We start from the raw sequence: 16,791 nt of genomic DNA on the forward strand, positions 1-16,791 counted from the left end.
GGTCCTAGATCAGCCGACCGAGCCGCGTGCGCAACGCGTGCTCGGTCTGCCGGATCGCCGTTCCCACAATCGGTTCGATGAGTATGCCGAGTGTGCGGCCGGCGATCCCGCCGGGCAGCCGGTAGCCGAAGTCGACGTCGAGCCGCGTCGCGTCGCCGAGGTCCGTGAAGGTCCACGACGATGCGGCGCGGAATCCGGCGATCGAGTCGAGGACGATCGTGCGGTTGCGTTCCCATTCGACGACTTCCACACGCGAGTCGAGATCCTTGGGGCCGATCCGCATGGTCGAGTCGTAGACGGCGCCGAGGCCGGAGACCTGCCCGCCCACGGGCTGGAAACGGGCTACTCCGAACATCCAGTCGGGAACGTTCCGGTAGTCGTCGACGTAGGAGAACGCGAGGTCGACGGGGATGTCTGCGACGGCGCTGTGGCGGACGTGAATCATGGCGGTAGCCCTTTACGAGAAGTTGTCTGTTACCGAATGTAGCGGTTAACTGCACACTCCGGAAGGGGTTCGCACCCCGTTGCCCCCCTGTTCGATAAGTGTTTGAATTTCGTGACGCACGTCACATGCACTTTCGGCTCAGGAGGCTCGGGTGAAGACGAAGGCAGCAATCATCAAAGGAATCGACCGCCCGTGGGAGATCGAGGAGATCGATCTCGGCGATCCCGTAGCAGGTGAGGTGCAGATCCGTCTCGCGGCTTCGGGTCTGTGCCATTCCGACGAGCACTTGCGCTCGGGCGCGACACCACTTCCGTTCTTCCCGGTCCTCGGCGGTCACGAAGGGGCGGGCGTGGTCACCAAGGTGGGGCCGGGAGTGAGCGGTCTCGAGGAGGGCGACCACGTCGTCCTCGCGTTCATTCCGGCCTGCGGGCGCTGCCGGTCCTGCGCGAAGGGTCTGCAGAACATCTGCGACGAGGGCGCCGGCCTGCTCACCGGTCAGGCCATCTCCGACAAGACCTACCGCGCGACCCTGAACGGCGACCCGGTGCTGCAGATGTGCCTGCTCGGCACGTTCGCGCCGTACGTCACCGTCAACGAGGCGTCGGTCATCAAGATCGAGAAGGACATCCCGCTCGAGAAGGCCGCCCTGCTCGGGTGCGGCGTCGCGACCGGCTGGGGTTCGGCCACGGAGATCGGCGGCACCAAGCTCGGCGACACCGTCGTGGTCATCGGTGTCGGCGGTGTCGGCATCAACTCCGTACAGGGTGCGGCGCACGCCGGTGCGCGGTTCGTCGTCGCGATCGACCCCGTCGAATTCAAGCGGCAGAAGGCCAAGGAGTTCGGTGCCACGCACGTCTTCGCATCGATCGAGGAGGCCGCCCCGGTGATCGGCGAGATCACCTGGGGGCAGATGGCCGACGTCACCGTCATCACCGTCGGCGAGATCACCGGCGACATCATCGGTCCCGCACTCGGTCTCACGGCCAAGGGCGGGCAGGTCGTCGTCGTGGGCATGGGCCACGCCACCGACTCGCAGGTGACGATGAGCCTGTTCGAGCTGACGCTGCTGCAGAAGCGATTGCAGGGGGCCATCTTCGGTGGCACCGGTCCGCGCTCGCAGATCCCCAGGCTCCTCGAGCTGTACCGCAACGGGCAGCTCGATCTCGACAACCTCGTCACCAAGACCTACAAGCTCGAGGACATCAACGAGGGCTACGCCGACATGCACGCCGGCAAGAACCTCCGCGGTGTCGTCCTCTACGGCGAGGACGATTACTGATCCTGCGAGCGACTACCGCTCCTGCGAGCGCCGAGGTCGCCGGAGCCGTCCCTTACGGTGTTGACCATGGACACGCGTGAGGATCCGGTTTCCGGCGACGTCGGGTCGTGGCGGCACTACGGCCCGGCCGATCTGCCCAAGCCGCTCGTCGCTGCGCTCGAGGCGTTCGCCGAACGCGGCTACGACGGCACGTCCATCCGGGAGGTCGCGTCGCGCTCCGGTCTGTCGGTGCCGGGGCTGTACCACCACTACCCGTCGAAGCAGGCGCTGCTGGTCTCGCTCACCACCACCGTGCTGCACGACCTGCTCGCCCGTAGCAGACAGGCGCTCGCCGAGGCCGGGCCCAGCCCGTCCGAGCGATTCGACGCGGTCGTCGAGTCGCTGCTGCGCTTCCACATGTTCCGCCGCGACCAGGCGTTCGTGGCGTCGACGGAGATGCGAAGCATGGAGCCCCAGGCCCGCCGGGCCTTCGTCGCGCTGCGCGACGAGCAGCAGCGCATGATCGACGAGATCGTCGAGGCCGGCGTTGCCGACGGCACCTTCTCCACGTCCTTCCCGAAGGACGCCAGTCGCGCGGTGACGACGATGTGCGTCGCGGTGGCCGGCTGGTACCGGCCCGACGGCTCGTTGTCTCCCGACGAGATAGTGCGCCGATACCTGCAGGTCGCGCGGAATGCGGTCGGGGCGGCGTAGCCGAGCACCCCTTGGGCTTGACCCGATCGTGAGGGTATGTCACGGTGAACTTCACCGAGCGATCGATCGGTCGGTACGGAAGGAGCTCAGTATGGCGGTCGACCTGTCCTACCCGGACCACGTCCGGGACCTCATCGCACGGACCGAGCAGTTCGTCCGCGACGAAGTGCTTCCCGTCGAGGACGCCCACGGTGGCGACATCACCGCTGCCGGCGGCGACGTGATCCGGGCGGATCTGCAGAAGGCCGCCAAGGCCGCCGGTGTCTTCGCTCCGCACGCGCCCGTCGAATACGGTGGCCACGGCCTGAACATGTCCGACCGCGCCCCGGTCTTCGAGGCCGCGGGATACTCGCTCTTCGGCCCCACCGCGCTCAACATCGCTGCCCCCGACGAGGGCAACGTGCACATGCTCGCGCACATCGCGAGCGACGAGCAGAAACAGCAATTCCTCGCACCGCTGGCCGCCGGCGACGTGCGCTCGGCCTTCGCAATGACCGAACCGGCCCCCGGTGCCGGTGCCGATCCGAACGCGTTGAACACGCGCGCCGAGAAGGTGCCCGGCGGCTGGAAGATCAACGGCCGCAAGCACTTCATCACCGGTGCCGACGGTGCCGGATTCTTCATCGTCATGGCCCGCACGTCCGGTGAGCCCGGGCAGCGCGGCGGCGCCACGATGTTCCTCGCCCCCGCCGACACCGCAGGTCTGAAGATCGGCCGCCATATCGACACCCTCGACCGCTCCATGATCGGCGGTCACTGCGAGGTCGATTTCGAGGATCTGTTCGTCCCCGACTCGGCGGTGCTCGGCGAGGTCGACCAAGGCTTCGCCTACGCGCAGGTGCGTCTCGGACCTGCCCGCATGACGCACGTGATGCGCTGGCTCGGTGCCGCCCGCCGCGGTCACGACACCGCCGTCCGCTATGTCGCCGAACGCGAAGGATTCGGTTCCCGCCTCGGCGATCTCGGCATGATCCAGAAGATGATCGCCGACAACGAAATCGACATCGCGGCGACCCGGGCGCTGCTCGTGCAGGCGTGCTGGGAACTCGACCAGGGTTCCCACGCCGCGAATGCCACGTCGATCGCCAAGACCTTCGCCGCCGAAGCGATCTTCCGCATCGTCGACCGGTCCGCTCAGATGTGCGGCGGTCTCGGTGTCTCCGAAGATCTTCCGATCGCACGCCTCACCCGTGAGGTCCGGCCGTTCCGCGTGTACGACGGCCCGTCGGAGGTGCACCGCTGGGCCATCGCCAAGCGCGCCGTCGGTGCCGTCCGCAAGGCAGCCCGCGAGGCCGCGAAATGACCGCGGTACACGAAGGACTCGATCTCGCTGCGCTCGAACGGTTCCTGACCGACTCCGGCGTCGCCGTCGACGGTGAACTGCGCGCCGAGCTGATCGCGGGCGGCAAGTCCAACCTCACCTACGGCATCCTCGACGACACCTCACACTGGGTGCTGCGACGTCCGCCCACCGCAGGTCTGACGCCGTCGGCGCATGACGTCGCCCGCGAATTCCGCATCACCTCGGCACTGAAGAACACCGGTGTGCCGGTCGCACCCACCGTCGTCCAGTGCGAGGACGAGTCCGTGATGGGTGCGCCGTTCACGCTCGTCGACTTCGTCGAGGGACGTGTGGTGCGCAGCAAGGCCGACCTCGACGCGCTCGGTGACGACGAGATCGACCGCTGTGTCGGTGAACTCGTGCGTATCCTCGCCGAACTGCACAACGTCGACTTCGAAGCCGTCGGTCTCGGGGGACTGGGCCGACCGGACGGTTACGTGACCCGTCAGGTGAAGCTGTGGGCGAGCCAGTGGGGTCGCGTCAAGACCCGCGAGCTGCCCGACCTCGAACGGTTGCACGCCGCACTCGCCGAATCGATTCCGGAGTCACCCGCTCCCACGATCGTCCACGGCGACTACCGCATCGACAACACCATCCTGGATGCGAGCGACACGGGACGTGTCGTCGCCGTGGTGGACTGGGAACTGTCCACCCTCGGCGACCCGCTCACCGACCTCGCGATGATGTGCGTCTACCGGCATCCTGCCCTCGACGACGTGCTCGGCTTCCCGGCCGCATGGTCGAGCGATCGCCTCCCCGGAACGGACCATCTGGTGCAGCGGTATGCCACCGCGTCGGGTCGCGACATCGCCCACTGGAACTTCTACCTGAGCCTGGCCTACCTCAAGCTCGCCGTCATCGCGGAGGGCATCCACCACCGGTGGCGTGCCGGAGCGACCGTCGGCGACGGCTTCGACCGCGCCGGGGAAGCCGTGCCGGACCTGGTGGCAGCAGGACTCGCAGCACTGAAGGGAGCCCACGCGTGAGCAGCGCGCTCGTGACCGGAGCATCGAGGGGAATCGGCCTCGGTATCGCAACCCGTCTCGCCGAACGCGGCTACGCACTGACGATCAGCGCTCGCGGGGCGGAACGCCTCGAGAGCGTCGCCGAGCGTCTGCGGGAGGTGGGTGCCAAGGAAGTACGCGCTGTCGCAGCCGATCTCGCCGATCCGGAAGCCACCGCCCGTGTCGTGGAGACGCATCGCGAGGCGTTCGGTTCGATGAAGGCGCTGATCCTCAATGCCGGTGTCGGCACGGCAGGTCCGATCGCCGAGTTCCCGGCCCGCCGGTTCGACAAGACGGTCGCCGTGAACCTCAACGCTCCGTTCGCGCTCATCCAGGCGTCACTGCCGTTGCTGCGCGCCGAGGCGGAGAACAATCCGACCCGCGGATCGAAGATCGTTGCACTCTCGTCGATCACGGGTGTCTACGCCGAGGCCGGTCTCGCCGCCTACGGTGCGACGAAGGCCGCGCTGATCTCACTGGTGGAGACGCTCAACGCCGAGGAATCCGGCAACGGCATCTCGGCGTCGGCGCTGGCACCCGCCTACGTCGACACCGACATGTCCGACTGGATCAAGGACAAGATCCCGGCCGAGTCCATGATCGAGGTGAACGACGTCGTCGAGATCGTCGACGCGCTGCTCGAGCTGTCGTCGCGGGCCGTCGTGCCCAAGCTCGTGCTCAGCCGCGCCGGCGCAGGTCTCTACACCGCTTGACCCTCTACGCGGCCTGACGGTCGGGGGCGGTCGACCGCAGTCGCAGGTCGACCGGCTGCCCGTCGGACGGGAACGGCAGCGACGTGAAGGGCCGGGTCTCACTCATCGAGTCCGCCGGCTTCGAACCCCCGCGCACCCACAGGCGAGCGTCGCTACGGAGTTTCGCCCAGATGGTCGCCGACGAAGCGACCCGCATGTTCGGCGACCGGACGTGGCCGCCCGAACGCGGTGCGGTCGATCGTCGCCGACCGCGGTGCGGTGCGGTCAATCGTCACCGTTGGTCTCCTTCTCCTCCCCGCGTCGGCGCAGGAAGTTGAAGCCGGGGACGCCGACGATGGCTTGGCGGACATCCTTCGCGACGAGAAGCAGTTCGTGGATCTCGGGTGAGACGGTGTCGAGTGTGGCCATGATCGGCAGCACGGCATCCACCCGCTCGGTGATCTCGGGGAGCCGGTCGATGAGCCTGATCGCGGCGTGCAACTCCACCGCAGAGAACTCCTCGACGAACTGGGTGGCCAGCGGCGCCGCCCGATCGGCGAGAGGACGGTAGGTCTCGAGTAGCTCCGCGGCGGCATCGGAGCTGCGACCTGCGGATTCGACGACAACTCGCGCATCCGACGCCACGGTCGTCGCGTCGCGTACGACCCCGCCCGTGGAGTCGATGATCTCCGTTGCGCGTGTGACCGCGTCGGCGGCCTCCTCCACCACACCGATGGTCGAGGCGATCACCTGCGTCGCCTGTGCGACAGCCACCGATGCTCCCTCGACGATGTCGGTGGCGTCGGTGACCACGCTGTCGATGCGGCGGATCAACGACTCGACGGAGCCGATGAGTGATTCGGCATCGTCGAGCAGGCCTTCCACCCGCGCCGGGATCGAGAGCGCGAACTCGGCGGTCTCGCGTGTGCGTCCGAGCACGGTCCGGGTGACGTCGACGAGGGAACCGGCGACCGAGAGTCCGAGCGCGGGCACAGGCAGCGAGATCATGTCGCCATAGTGCAGTACGACCGGTCGTCGTGATCACGGACCTCACATTTTCGGCGTCCCGTTCGTCTACCCGGTACAGAGCACACACCGAATGGAAGGATCGAAGCCGTGACCGCATTGCGCACCCACACCGTGATCGACTCACCGATCGGCGAGCTGACGTTGGTGAACACAGACGGCGTCCTGAGCGGCGTGTACATGGCCGAGCATCGCCCCGCGCCCGATCGCACCGGCTTCGGCGAGCAGGTGGCCGATGGTTTCGACGAGGCGATCGCCCAGTTCGTGGAGTACTTCGCGGGTCGTCGCACCCGGTTCACCGTCCCGATCGCTCCCGTCGGAACCCCCTTCCAGCACGAGGTGTGGGAGTCGCTGAAGACGATCGAGTACGGCACCACACGCACCTACTCGGAGATCGCACTCGCCCTCGGCCGGCCCACTGCGGTACGGGCGGTGGCCGCGGCCAATGCCCGCAACCCCCTCTGCATCATCGTCCCGTGCCACCGCGTCATCGGCAGCGGCGGCAAGCTCACGGGCTATGCCGGCGGCATCGAGCGCAAACGGTTCCTGCTCGACCAGGAAGCGCAGGTGCTGTGTTCCGGCGATGCCGGAGTCCCCGGCGACACCCATGTCTCTGCCTGATCACATAGTGCGGACGAGCCTCCCGCCGTTCGAGGAGGTGGTCACCCGCCACGGCGCGACGGTTCTCCGGGTCTGCCGCGCACTGCTCGGATCCGTCGACGCCGACGACGCCTGGTCGGAGACCTTCCTCGCGGCATTGCGCGCGTATCCCGAACTTCCGCCGGGCAGCAATGTCGAAGCGTGGCTCGTGACCATCGCGCACCGGAAGGCCGTCGACATCCACCGCGTGCGCGGGCGAACCCCGGTACCCACCGAGAACCTGCCCGAACCCACGTCGACCACGGGGAATCCCGGTGAGGGCGACGACGAGCTGTGGACCGCGGTTGCAGAGCTTCCCTTCACACAACGGGCGGCGTTGGTCTACCACTACGTCGGCGGCCTGCCCTACGCCGAGATCGGCACGATCCTCGGCAACAGCCCGGCTGCGGCGCGTCGCGCGGCAGCCGACGGGCGGACGGCGCTGCGTCGTCGGATCGAATACGGAACAGGATGTCGCTCATGAACTTTCCACAACCCTCGGTCGGCCCGACCGACCTCGCGTGGTTGCGGGAGAAGCTCGTACTCGACGCCGGGGCAGCCGGACTGCTCGATGTCGCGTTCCGCGTCGTCGACACCCCCGTCGGTCCGCTCCTGCTGGCCACCACCACCGTCGGACTGGTGCGGGTCGCCTACGTCGCCGACGGATCCGACGCCGTGCTCGACGAACTTTCCCGCCGGATCAGTCCGCGCGTCCTCGACGCACCGCTGCGACTCGACCCCGTCGTCCGGCAACTCGACGAATACTTCGCCGGTACCCGGACACATTTCGACCTCCCGCTCGATCTACGCCTCGCCGACGGATTCCGCCGCGAGGTGATCACGCGACTACCCGACATCGAATACGGGCACACGGCGAGCTACGCGGAGATCGCGGCCGCTGCGGGCAGCCCTCGGGCGGTGCGGGCGGTCGGTACGGCGTGCGCGAAGAACCCACTGCCCGTGGTGGTGCCGTGCCATCGGGTGGTACGCAGCGACGGCAGTATGGGGCAGTACGTCGGGGGAGTCGACGCGAAGAAGGCACTGCTGCAACTCGAGTCGGTGGCATGACCACAACCTTTCGCATCCCGGTGGCGGAACCCGTTGCGGTGGGGCCGATGCTGGCGTCGCTGCGAAACCACACCGTCCCCGGCTACGAACAGCACGACAGCGCAACCGGTACCCACCACCGTGCGCTCCGCACGAACGGCGGTACCGCACACGTCACCGTCCGCCTCGGAGACCTGGCGACATCCGCGCTCGGAAAGGGTGGAGATGCCCGGCATCTCGAGATTCTCGTCGAGACTGCCGGTCGCGCGGATGCCGCCGACGTCGGCGACACGATACGGACGTGGCTCGATCTCGGGGTCGACCCGTCCGTCGTGGATGCGGCGTTCGTGTCCGATCCCGTGCTCGGGCCTCTCGTCCGAACCCATCCCGGTCTGCGCGTGGTCGGTACCACCGACTGGTTCGCCACCGCCGTGGCGACCGTGCTCGGGCAGCAGGTGAGTGTTGCCGCGGCGTGCACATTCGCGGGGCGTCTCGTCGCGGCGTTCGGCGACGACGCACCGGGCGGATTACGGTGCTTTCCCGCGCCGCACCGACTCGCGGGCGTCGAGCAGAGCGAACTGCGTGCCGTTATCGGCACAACGCGGTCCCGTGCCCGCACCGTCTCCGAACTGGCCCGAGCCGTGGCCGACGGAGTGGGTCCGGAGCAGCCGTCGTTCACCGAAGATCTCCTCGCGCTCCCCGGTATCGGTCCGTGGACCGTCGACTATCTGGCCCTGCGGCTCGGCGACCGCGATGCTTGTCCGTCCGGCGATCTCGTTCTCCGGCGCGCTCTGCAGGTGACGAGCGCGCGCGAAGCCGCTGAGCGGGCCGAGCAGTGGAGGCCGTGGCGGGCCTATGCCGTCACCCATCTGTGGACACACGCCACCTACTCGCCGCCGGAATCCTCGGCATAGACGGCGCGCACTGCGGTATCCATCGGGAAGCGAACCTGCGTGTCGCCGAACATCAATCGCGTCGCCACCTCAACGGAGGCCGTGACGTGCGACCGCGCGAGCTCCGGATTGCCGGTGTGCACCACGACTTCGTCGTGCTGGAAGAACACGAGATCGCCGGCGGTCGGGTCGGGATCGGTGGTCAGTCGCCGGCGCAGCTCGGCGAGCACGCACAATGCCCACTCGGCTGCGGTGGCCTGCACGACGAAGTTCCGTGTGAAGCGCCCGCGCGCGTGCGCATCGCCGTGCGAGTGGAACCCCTCCGGGGCGGGTGGGCACGCGCGGCCCAGCCACGAATGCGCCACCTCGCCACGCTCGCCCGCGCGCGCCGCACGTTCGACGAAGTCGACGGCGGTGGGGAAACTGCGACGCAGCACCGCGAGCAGGGCGCGCGCGTCGCCGGAGGTGGCCCCGTACAACACGCCGAGCACCGCGACCTTCGCCTTCGCGCGGTCGCCGCCGAAGGACGCCGCTGCGACGGGGGCGTACAGATCGTCCGAACCGGCAGCTGCCACCATGCGCCGGTCACCCGACATCGCCGCCAGGATGCGTGGCTCGAGCTGGCCTGCGTCGGCGACGACGAACGACCGTCCGGGATCGGCGACCACGCTCGACCGCAACGCCTTGGGGATCTGCAGAGCACCGCCGCCCCGACTCGCCCACCGGCCCGAGACGACGGCGCCGGGAACGTACACCGGGCGGAACCGGTCGTCGCGTACCCAGGTGTCGAGCCAGTGCCAGCCGTTCGTGCTGTACAACTTCGACAGCTCGCGGTGCCGCAGCAACAGCGGCACCACAGGATGGTCGATCCGCTGCAAAACGTGCTTGCGGGTCGACTCGACCGTGATGCCTTCGCGACGGAACGCCTCGAGCACCTCGCTGTGCGAGGCGGGATTCACGGCACGACCGAAGACGGCGCTGATCTCCTCGACGACTTCGGCGATGCGGCTCGGCAGGTCGTAACCGGTCGGGCGTGGCCCGAGAGTGTCCTCGAGCAGACGACGATGCGCCCGCGCCGAGAACGGCAACCCGTCGAAACTCATCTCGGCCGCTGCGAGCGTGCCGGCCGATTCGGCGGCGGTGAGCAGTTCCAGGCGGGCATCGCCGGAGATGCGCCGACGCTGATCGGCGACCTGTTCGACGACTGCTTCGACGTCGATCGCGGGTGCGGCATCGAAGAGGCCGGGTCGCTCGTCGATCGGCTCCTCCGAGGCAGGTGGGGGCAGACCTTCCCGTACGGCGAGGATGACGCCGGTGGTGGCGAGGTCGTGGCATCGCTGCACCCGGACGCCGGCGCGAAGAAGCTCGGGATAGACGGTTGCCGTCGAGGTCCACACCCAGCGCGGTCGAGATTCGGCTTCGATCGCTGCGACAGCTGCTGCGAACTCGGGATACTCACGTATCGGTCCGAGTGGCGCACCCGATGCGTCGACCTCGACGATGCTTGCACCGCGACGGCCCCGGCCGTCCGCAGGATGAGGAACGACGACCGTGCGCATCCATACAGTGTGCTTCATCACGGCGACAGCTTTCGGCGCGCCATGCCCCACGATTCACCCTCGAATTCACCCGTACCGAGAGCGACCCCCGAGAGAACCGGCACTACCGTGATAGTGGAGGGGCTCCGCCGCTACCCCCGACGCGCGGCGGGGCCCCCATTTCGTCGACGGGCCCGTCGTTGTCGTCCGAACGCTCGCTGCCGCCGGAAGATTCGCCCGTGTCGTCGCGATCGTCCTGCCCACGTTCATCGACGGTGTCGTCCGAATGGACCGGATCGCCCACGATCGCCGAATCCTGATCGCGTTGTCGGGACGGCCGCCAGGGCAGTCGCACCGGTGCGTCCGGTGCCCGGTGGAATCCGACGCGGTCGTAGATCCACGTCACGGCGGCGCCGACGACGAGTCCGAACACGAGTCCGACGATCGTCATGGTCGCACCGTGGCCGAGCCCGGCGCCGGCGCGTCCGTCGAAGTAGAGGATGGCGCGCACCGCGAGATAGATCTGGTGCATCGGCTCGAAGGTCGACAGCCACTCGAACAATCGCGGCGTGGCCTCGATCGGGATGGTGCCACCGGACGAAGGAAGTCCGAGCACGATGAACACGATCAGGTTCACCAGCAGGCCCGCCGCGCCGAAGATCGACATCACGGCGAGCGAGGTGATGCCCACCGCCGAGATCGCGAGTGCCCCGTACTCCCACAACAGCAACGCGCGTGGTGCCGGCATACCGAGTCCGGTGGCGATCCACACGTACAACGCCGAGACGATCAACGACATGATCACCGTGATGCCCCACTTCAGTGCCAGCACCTGCAGGCGCGACATCCGGGTGGTCTCCCGTGCGATGTAGAGGGGGCCGTATTCGGTGGGTACGAAGCCGAGCTTGGTGTCGACGACCGCGTTGATGATCGTGGCACCGGTGAAGCCGGCCAGGATCAGCAGCAATGTGTAGAAGAAGGCGGACAGACCCGCGCCCGTCCCACCCGGCAGCGGTTTGTGCTCGACGGTGAGCGCATCGATCGGTTGGGCCAGCGTCAGGCTACCGGCTCCGGAGAGCTGCAGGTCGGGGGCGGTGTCGGCGAGGGTGGCGGTGACGGTCTCGGTCAGCTGTTCACCCACAGAGTCGTTCACCTGGGTCAGTGCGCGGTCGCCGATCGTGGTGACGATGCCCGTCGCGAACGCCCCCGTGCGGGGGTTCGTGTACAGGGTGATGATCGGTTTCTCGATGTCGCCGGGGACCACCGAGGCCTGCGCGAGGATCGAGATGCGTTTGGTGAAGTCGCTCGGGATGACGATCGCCCCGTACAGGCTGCCGTCGTCGAGCCCGCGGTCGGCGGCCGAGATGCCCATCTGTTGCAGGTCGATCTCCTCGGGATCGATGCCGTCGAGGATGCCCTCGGTGATCTGGTCGCCGAAGTTCTGTCGTTCGTCCGATCCGGGCAGCACGTCGCCGACGTCCTGGTTGACGATGGCCATCGGGAACTGCCTCAGGTTCTCGCTGGGATCGAGGAGGGCGCCGAGGTAGAAGTACGCCAAGGCACTCATCACCGCCGCGACGACAGCGAAGGGCGCGAGCCAGAAGCGCGCGCTGCGCAGGGTGCTGTGGTGCGGGTCGATGGACGACTGGGTTGGACTCACCTGTCAATTGTGCACACAGGTGTGTGCTGTCGAGGTCCCGAGTGCTCGAGTACACGTGGAACCGGGCTGCGTGATCTGGCACTCCGCAGGTCGTCACCCGTCATCGGTCACCGGAGCAGGTCGCCGAGGGTCGACGCCGCAGAGAGTACGGCCGCCGCGAGGCGAGTTTCGTCGGTGGCGTCGAAGACCGAGACGCCTATCGCCGCCTGAGTACCCCCGGGGCGGCTCGGCACCGCGGCCGAGATTCCGATGGTGGTGGATACGACCTCGCCGGCGGAGACGGCATAGCCCGTCTGCCGCGCCCGGGTCACTTCCGGCCGCTCGTCGGGACGCGGTGGCATGGATCCGAGGATTGCCAGACCGGCGGAGCCGCGGTCCAGCGGATGGACCTGACCCGGACGGAAGGCGATGTGGACATCGGAGCGCCGGGGTTCGATCACCATCATCGCCCGCACCGTGGTGTCGGACTCGCGGACGACGAGGTGGGCCGTGGCCTCGACGCTGTCGGCGAGTTCCTCGAGGATCGGCCGCGCGAGGGTCCGCAGGTCCTGTTCGACCGATTCGGCGAGTGTCACCAGGCCGGTGCCCAGTGAGATGCGCTTGTGGTCGTCGCGGCGGCACAGCCGGTGTGCCTCGAGAGTCCGGACGAGTCGGTGGGCGACCGTGCGGTGTACGTCGAGGCTCTCGGCGATCTCGCTGACGGACAGGCCGTGTGGGTTCCGCGCAAGCAGTTCCAGGATTTCGAGACCGTTGTGGAGCGTCTTGGACATGCCTGCGTCCGGCTCGATCCGCGGTAGGTCCAGATCCCCGGTTTGCGCAGGTACATCCCGCATTTGCGTCATGACCCCCATTACCTCCCTTGACGTCTGTGAACTGTAACACCTAGCATTTCCGTTAATCGCACACTAAGTGCGATTATCGCACACACTCACGGATGGTTTTCGTACGACATGACACGAACCGACTACGTGGACGCGGCGGTTCTCGCTCATATCCACCAGCTCTACGGGCGACAGAGCCACCTCATCGACGAGGGCTCTGCGCGTGAGTGGGCCGAAACGTTCACCGCCGACGGCGAGTTCTGCTCGCCCAGCTACCCGGCCCCCGTGGCAGGTACCGACGATCTCGTGGCCTTCGCCGAGCGCTTCCATGTCGGCGCGCAGGCAGCAGGTGAAGTGCACCGGCACGTCGTCACCGACCTCGCGGCCTACCGCGTCGACGACGACGCCCTCCGTGTACGGGCCTATCTGCAGATTGTGGCCACCGTTCGTGGGGGCGAATCCCGACTCGTCCGGTTCACCACCATCGACGACCACGTCGTGCGCACCGGCGGCGAATGGCGCATAGCCCGCCGCGTCGTCTCCCGCGACGACAGCTGATCGTCACACCTCTTTCCACTTCGCTTCATATTCTCGGAGGAATCACCCATGACCGTCGACGCCCAGAACCCGGGCCGTACCGTCACCACCCCGATCGTCGCCCTCTACCCGGAGATGGCAGGCAAAGTTGCCGTCGTCACCGGCGCGGCGCGCGGTATGGGTGCCCAGTTCGCGCGCGGTCTGGCCACGCGCGGCGTGCACGTGGTGGGCGGCGACATCAACGATGTGCAGATGAAGGAGGCCGCAGAGCAGATCGATACCGATCTCGCCGTGGAAGCCCTCGTCGAGACGCCCGGCACGGTGATCGGCGCACGTGTCGACGTGACCGATCCGGCCGACCACGAGGCGCTCGCGCAGGTCGCACTCCAGGAGTTCGGCCGCATCGACTTCTGGATCAACAACGCCGGCATCTTCCCGTTCGCCCTTGCCGAGGAGATCTCGAAGGAGCAGATCGCGGCGACTCTGGACGTCAATGTCGAAGGCGTTCTCTTCGGTTCGCAGGCCGCGGCGCGGCACATGGAGCCCGGTAGCGCGATCGTGAACATGTCGTCGGTCTCGGCGCTGCGCGTGCGCAAGGGCCGCGGTGCCTACTGCGCCTCCAAGGCCGCCGTCGCCCATCTGACCGAATCGTTGGCAGTCGAATTCGGCGACAAGGGGATCCGCGTCAACTCGATCGCGCCGGGATATATCGACACCGAGATGACCCGGTGGGTCCAGGAGGACCCGGCCGCCTTGAAGCACGCGCTCGACGTCGTCCCGCTGCACCGGCTCGGTGCCCCCGAAGAGGTCTTCGGACCGTTGCTGTTCCTGCTCTCCGACAGCGCCCGCTACGTCACCGGACACTCGATTGCCGTCGACGGCGGATCACGTCATGTCTGACCGCGTCGTCGAATCGGTGTCGTACCCCTCGGTCGTACTCGTCACGGGTGCGGCCGGGGGGATGGGCGCCAACCACGCACGGGTGCTCGCTGCACGCGGAACGCATGTGTGCCTTGCTGATATCCACGACCCGTCCGAGGTCGTCGAACAGATCCGGGCTGCAGGCGGTTCCGCGACGGCACACACACTCGACGTGGCCGACGCCGAGGAATGGGGGCGGGTCGTCGACGAGATCCGCACCCGGCACGGTGAACTCGGTGGACTCGTCAACAACGCCGGGATCTCCCGGCGCCTCGAATTCATGGACACCCCGGACGACATCTGGGAGAAGACCATGCGGATCAACCTCTTCGGCCCCTTCTACGGGATGAAAGCGGTGGCTCCGCTCATGCGTGAGAGCGGTGGCGGGTCGATCGTCAACATCTCGTCGATCTCGGGACAGATCGGCTACTTCTCTCCGGCCTATTCGTCGAGCAAGTGGGGACTGCGGGGTCTGTCCAAATCGGCGGCAGGGAATTTCGCGCGCTGGGGTATCCGCGTCAATTCGGTTCACCCCGGCCTCGTGGGCACGGCCCTGCTCGGCGGCGCCGACGCGTTCGTCGGTGCCGCATTGAACAGCGTTCCGGCCGGCCGGATGGCCACCGTCGACGAGATCACCGACGCTGTGCTCTTCCTGCTGTCGGATCGTTCGAGCTACATGACCGGCAGCGAAGTGACCGTCGACGGTGGCATGACGTCCAACGGCCTCTATCACCGCATCATCGCGGAGACGGGAGATCAACTCTCATGAACGACGACATCATCGACGTCGTGGTGATCGGTGGTGGCGGTGCCGGTCTCGCTGCCGCAGTGTCTGCCGCCGAATCCGGGGCGAGTGTGCTGCTGTTCGAATCCGAGACCGAACTGGGCGGGTCGACCCAGCTGTCCGCGGGATTGTTCACCGCGGCAGGGACGAGTGTGCAGCGCGGTCTCGGTATCGAGGACTCCGCCGAGAAGTTCTTCCAGCACTACATGGATCTGAACCATTGGGTCCTCACACCCGGCCTGGTCCGTGCGTTCTGCGAGAACGCGGGCCCGACGCTCGAATGGCTGATCGGTCTCGGCGTGGAGATCCCCGCCCGCGAATCGTCGAACGCGCACATGCCCGGTCTGTGCCAGGCCGGTGTCGAAGACGTCTGGCGCGGGCACGTGCCGAAGGATCAGGGCTACGGACTCGTGCAGACACTCGACCGTGCGCGTCGCACGCACGGTGTGGAAGCCGTGCTCGGTACCCGGGTCCAGAAGCTGCTCGTCGAGGGCGGACGTGTGGTCGGTGTCGTCGCGGACGACATCGAGGTCCGTGCACATGCCGTCGTGGTCGCGTCCGGTGGTTTCGCGCAGAACCGCGACCTGCTGGAGCAGTACTATCCGTATCCGCTCCGAGCAGGGGAGTCGCTGTTCGTCGTGGCCGCGCCGGGTAGCCGCGGTGACCACTTCCGCTTCGGCGAGCAGGTCGATTCGTCGATCGCCGGCACGGACTGGGGACTGACCATGCCCACCGCATACTTCCAGCGTTACCACCATTGGCAGGCCGGCTTCCCGCCCAAGTCGCGGGTGTACGTGAACAAGTCCGGCCGACGGTTCATGGACGAGGATGCGTCGTACGCGGTCTCCGGCGGTCTCATGGATCGTCAGGACGGACCGGTATGGGTGATCTTCGACGAGAAGGCCCGCACCGGGCTGCCGTCGGGCTACACCGACTGGGACGCCGACCGGATCGCAGAGGAAGCCGACGCCGGTCGTACCCTGCGTGCCGACAGCATTCCCGAACTCGCCGACCTCATCGGCGTACCGGCCGATGCGTTGGTCACCACGATCGATCGTTGGAACACCCGGCTGCCCAACGGGAACGATCCCGACTTCCTGCGGCATCGCACCCTCGCCAACAAGGGATCGACCTCGAACCCCGACCCCGTCACGGAGGGACCGTTCTACGCGGCACGTATGCTGCCCGCCGAACTGGTCTGCACCCACGCCGGACTCGAGATCAACCCGAACGCGGAAGTTCTCGACACCCTCGGGAACGTCGTACCCGGCCTGTACGCGGCCGGAGAAGCGGGCGCCGGCATCCTCGGCCTCCGCTATGTGGGCGGCGGCAACGCCGTCGCCAACGCAGTGACCATGGGTCGCATCGCCGGCCTCAACGCGGCCCGCTGGGCTGCATCCGGCGCCGCTCCACGCGCCGCACTCGGCGTTGCCGGCGTGTAGCGCCACCTCCCCCTCACATTCGAAAAGG

Annotated in this window: 17 protein-coding genes and 2 pseudogenes; 14 read left to right on the plus strand and 5 right to left on the minus strand. The window is 67.5% G+C overall.

Annotation, left to right across the window (positions count from 1 at the left end; genetic code table 11):
- Positions 1–4 precede the first annotated feature (4 nt).
- Positions 5–445 (minus strand): SRPBCC family protein, encoded by a 441-nt coding sequence (locus tag A8G18_RS13555; protein ID WP_064064287.1) that lies wholly within the window; start codon positions 443–445, stop codon positions 5–7.
- 151 nt (positions 446–596) lie between these two features.
- On the opposite strand from A8G18_RS13555, the gene A8G18_RS13560 reads away from it, so the two are divergent.
- The 6 genes and pseudogenes from A8G18_RS13560 to A8G18_RS23425 all read left to right on the plus strand — a co-directional run.
- Positions 597–1,724, plus strand: a complete 1,128-nt coding sequence (locus A8G18_RS13560; RefSeq protein ID WP_016932977.1) for an NDMA-dependent alcohol dehydrogenase — start codon at positions 597–599, stop codon at positions 1,722–1,724.
- Between the two features lie 66 nt (positions 1,725–1,790).
- A complete protein-coding gene (locus tag A8G18_RS13565) occupies positions 1,791–2,417 on the plus strand; it encodes a TetR/AcrR family transcriptional regulator (protein WP_064064288.1) in 627 nt (208 codons plus the stop codon).
- Positions 2,418–2,508: 91 nt separating this feature from the next.
- Entirely contained in the window at positions 2,509–3,720 is a 1,212-nt protein-coding gene (locus A8G18_RS13570; protein ID WP_064064289.1) for an acyl-CoA dehydrogenase family protein, read from the plus strand.
- Complete coding sequence (locus tag A8G18_RS13575; RefSeq protein WP_064064290.1) at positions 3,717–4,745, plus strand: phosphotransferase family protein; 1,029 nt, start codon at positions 3,717–3,719, stop codon at positions 4,743–4,745. The genes A8G18_RS13570 and A8G18_RS13575 overlap by 4 nt, the downstream gene beginning before the upstream one ends.
- Entirely contained in the window at positions 4,742–5,476 is a 735-nt protein-coding gene (locus A8G18_RS13580) for an SDR family NAD(P)-dependent oxidoreductase (protein ID WP_064064291.1), read from the plus strand. Before A8G18_RS13575 ends, A8G18_RS13580 begins: the two co-directional genes overlap by 4 nt.
- Before the next feature lie 86 nt (positions 5,477–5,562).
- Positions 5,563–5,715, plus strand: a pseudogene (locus tag A8G18_RS23425) (TetR/AcrR family transcriptional regulator); the annotation flags it as partial.
- Between the two features lie 25 nt (positions 5,716–5,740).
- On the opposite strand, the gene A8G18_RS13590 reads toward A8G18_RS23425, so the two are convergent.
- The gene (locus tag A8G18_RS13590; RefSeq protein WP_064064293.1) at positions 5,741–6,463 is read right to left on the minus strand and encodes a hypothetical protein; all 723 of its coding nucleotides are present in this window, start codon (positions 6,461–6,463) and stop codon (positions 5,741–5,743) included.
- Positions 6,464–6,571: 108 nt separating this feature from the next.
- On the opposite strand from A8G18_RS13590, the gene A8G18_RS13595 reads away from it, so the two are divergent.
- Genes A8G18_RS13595 through A8G18_RS13610 form a run of 4 tightly spaced genes read left to right on the plus strand, consistent with a single transcriptional unit; the run spans position 6,572 to position 9,081 of the window.
- Positions 6,572–7,102, plus strand: a complete 531-nt coding sequence (locus A8G18_RS13595) for a methylated-DNA--[protein]-cysteine S-methyltransferase (protein WP_064064294.1) — start codon at positions 6,572–6,574, stop codon at positions 7,100–7,102.
- Entirely contained in the window at positions 7,089–7,604 is a 516-nt protein-coding gene (locus A8G18_RS13600; RefSeq protein WP_026003439.1) for an RNA polymerase sigma factor, read from the plus strand. Before A8G18_RS13595 ends, A8G18_RS13600 begins: the two co-directional genes overlap by 14 nt.
- Positions 7,592–8,188 (plus strand): methylated-DNA--[protein]-cysteine S-methyltransferase, encoded by a 597-nt coding sequence (locus A8G18_RS13605; RefSeq protein WP_064064295.1) that lies wholly within the window; start codon positions 7,592–7,594, stop codon positions 8,186–8,188. Before A8G18_RS13600 ends, A8G18_RS13605 begins: the two co-directional genes overlap by 13 nt.
- Positions 8,185–9,081, plus strand: a complete 897-nt coding sequence (locus tag A8G18_RS13610) for a DNA-3-methyladenine glycosylase family protein (RefSeq protein ID WP_064064296.1) — start codon at positions 8,185–8,187, stop codon at positions 9,079–9,081. The genes A8G18_RS13605 and A8G18_RS13610 overlap by 4 nt, the downstream gene beginning before the upstream one ends.
- Here the strand turns inward: A8G18_RS13610 and A8G18_RS13615 are convergent.
- From A8G18_RS13615 to A8G18_RS13625, 3 genes and pseudogenes are all read right to left on the minus strand, one after another.
- Positions 9,054–10,619, minus strand: coding sequence for a bifunctional 3'-5' exonuclease/DNA polymerase (locus A8G18_RS13615; RefSeq protein WP_064064297.1), 1,566 nt, complete (start codon positions 10,617–10,619; stop codon positions 9,054–9,056). The genes A8G18_RS13610 and A8G18_RS13615 overlap by 28 nt on opposite strands.
- Before the next feature lie 131 nt (positions 10,620–10,750).
- A pseudogene (locus A8G18_RS13620) lies at positions 10,751–12,258 on the minus strand (YhgE/Pip domain-containing protein).
- Between the two features lie 107 nt (positions 12,259–12,365).
- On the minus strand, positions 12,366–13,028 hold the full coding sequence (locus tag A8G18_RS13625; RefSeq protein WP_172506064.1) for an IclR family transcriptional regulator: 663 nt from the start codon (positions 13,026–13,028) through the stop codon (positions 12,366–12,368).
- 180 nt (positions 13,029–13,208) lie between these two features.
- Here A8G18_RS13625 and A8G18_RS13630 point away from each other — a divergent pair, with 180 nt between their 5' ends.
- The 4 genes from A8G18_RS13630 to A8G18_RS13645 are packed head-to-tail and all read left to right on the plus strand — an operon-like array spanning position 13,209 to position 16,763.
- The gene (locus tag A8G18_RS13630; RefSeq protein WP_064064300.1) at positions 13,209–13,637 is read left to right on the plus strand and encodes a nuclear transport factor 2 family protein; all 429 of its coding nucleotides are present in this window, start codon (positions 13,209–13,211) and stop codon (positions 13,635–13,637) included.
- 48 nt (positions 13,638–13,685) lie between these two features.
- A complete protein-coding gene (locus A8G18_RS13635) occupies positions 13,686–14,516 on the plus strand; it encodes an SDR family NAD(P)-dependent oxidoreductase (RefSeq protein WP_064064301.1) in 831 nt (276 codons plus the stop codon).
- A complete protein-coding gene (locus A8G18_RS13640) occupies positions 14,509–15,306 on the plus strand; it encodes an SDR family NAD(P)-dependent oxidoreductase (RefSeq protein WP_064064302.1) in 798 nt (265 codons plus the stop codon). The genes A8G18_RS13635 and A8G18_RS13640 overlap by 8 nt, the downstream gene beginning before the upstream one ends.
- Positions 15,303–16,763 (plus strand): FAD-dependent oxidoreductase, encoded by a 1,461-nt coding sequence (locus tag A8G18_RS13645; RefSeq protein ID WP_064064303.1) that lies wholly within the window; start codon positions 15,303–15,305, stop codon positions 16,761–16,763. Before A8G18_RS13640 ends, A8G18_RS13645 begins: the two co-directional genes overlap by 4 nt.
- Positions 16,764–16,791: the final 28 nt, after the last annotated feature.

Source organism: Rhodococcus gordoniae, from assembly GCF_001646655.1.
Classification (GTDB): domain Bacteria; phylum Actinomycetota; class Actinomycetes; order Mycobacteriales; family Mycobacteriaceae; genus Rhodococcus; species Rhodococcus gordoniae.

What these genes read in the sequence shown, in the direction of transcription:
- A8G18_RS13555 (WP_064064287.1), bottom strand. Translation starts at nt 445, where the DNA reads ATGATTCACGTCCGCCACAGCGCCGTCGCAGACATCCCCGTCGACCTC.
- A8G18_RS13565 (WP_064064288.1), top strand. Translation starts at nt 1,791, where the DNA reads ATGGACACGCGTGAGGATCCGGTTTCCGGCGACGTCGGGTCGTGGCGG.
- A8G18_RS13570 (WP_064064289.1), top strand. Translation starts at nt 2,509, where the DNA reads ATGGCGGTCGACCTGTCCTACCCGGACCACGTCCGGGACCTCATCGCA.
- A8G18_RS13575 (WP_064064290.1), top strand. Translation starts at nt 3,717, where the DNA reads ATGACCGCGGTACACGAAGGACTCGATCTCGCTGCGCTCGAACGGTTC.
- A8G18_RS13590 (WP_064064293.1), bottom strand. Translation starts at nt 6,463, where the DNA reads ATGATCTCGCTGCCTGTGCCCGCGCTCGGACTCTCGGTCGCCGGTTCC.
- A8G18_RS13600 (WP_026003439.1), top strand. Translation starts at nt 7,089, where the DNA reads ATGTCTCTGCCTGATCACATAGTGCGGACGAGCCTCCCGCCGTTCGAG.
- A8G18_RS13605 (WP_064064295.1), top strand. Translation starts at nt 7,592, where the DNA reads ATGTCGCTCATGAACTTTCCACAACCCTCGGTCGGCCCGACCGACCTC.
- A8G18_RS13610 (WP_064064296.1), top strand. Translation starts at nt 8,185, where the DNA reads ATGACCACAACCTTTCGCATCCCGGTGGCGGAACCCGTTGCGGTGGGG.
- A8G18_RS13615 (WP_064064297.1), bottom strand. Translation starts at nt 10,619, where the DNA reads ATGCGCACGGTCGTCGTTCCTCATCCTGCGGACGGCCGGGGCCGTCGC.
- A8G18_RS13625 (WP_172506064.1), bottom strand. Translation starts at nt 13,028, where the DNA reads ATGTCCAAGACGCTCCACAACGGTCTCGAAATCCTGGAACTGCTTGCG.
- A8G18_RS13630 (WP_064064300.1), top strand. Translation starts at nt 13,209, where the DNA reads ATGACACGAACCGACTACGTGGACGCGGCGGTTCTCGCTCATATCCAC.
- A8G18_RS13635 (WP_064064301.1), top strand. Translation starts at nt 13,686, where the DNA reads ATGACCGTCGACGCCCAGAACCCGGGCCGTACCGTCACCACCCCGATC.
- A8G18_RS13640 (WP_064064302.1), top strand. Translation starts at nt 14,509, where the DNA reads ATGTCTGACCGCGTCGTCGAATCGGTGTCGTACCCCTCGGTCGTACTC.
- A8G18_RS13645 (WP_064064303.1), top strand. Translation starts at nt 15,303, where the DNA reads ATGAACGACGACATCATCGACGTCGTGGTGATCGGTGGTGGCGGTGCC.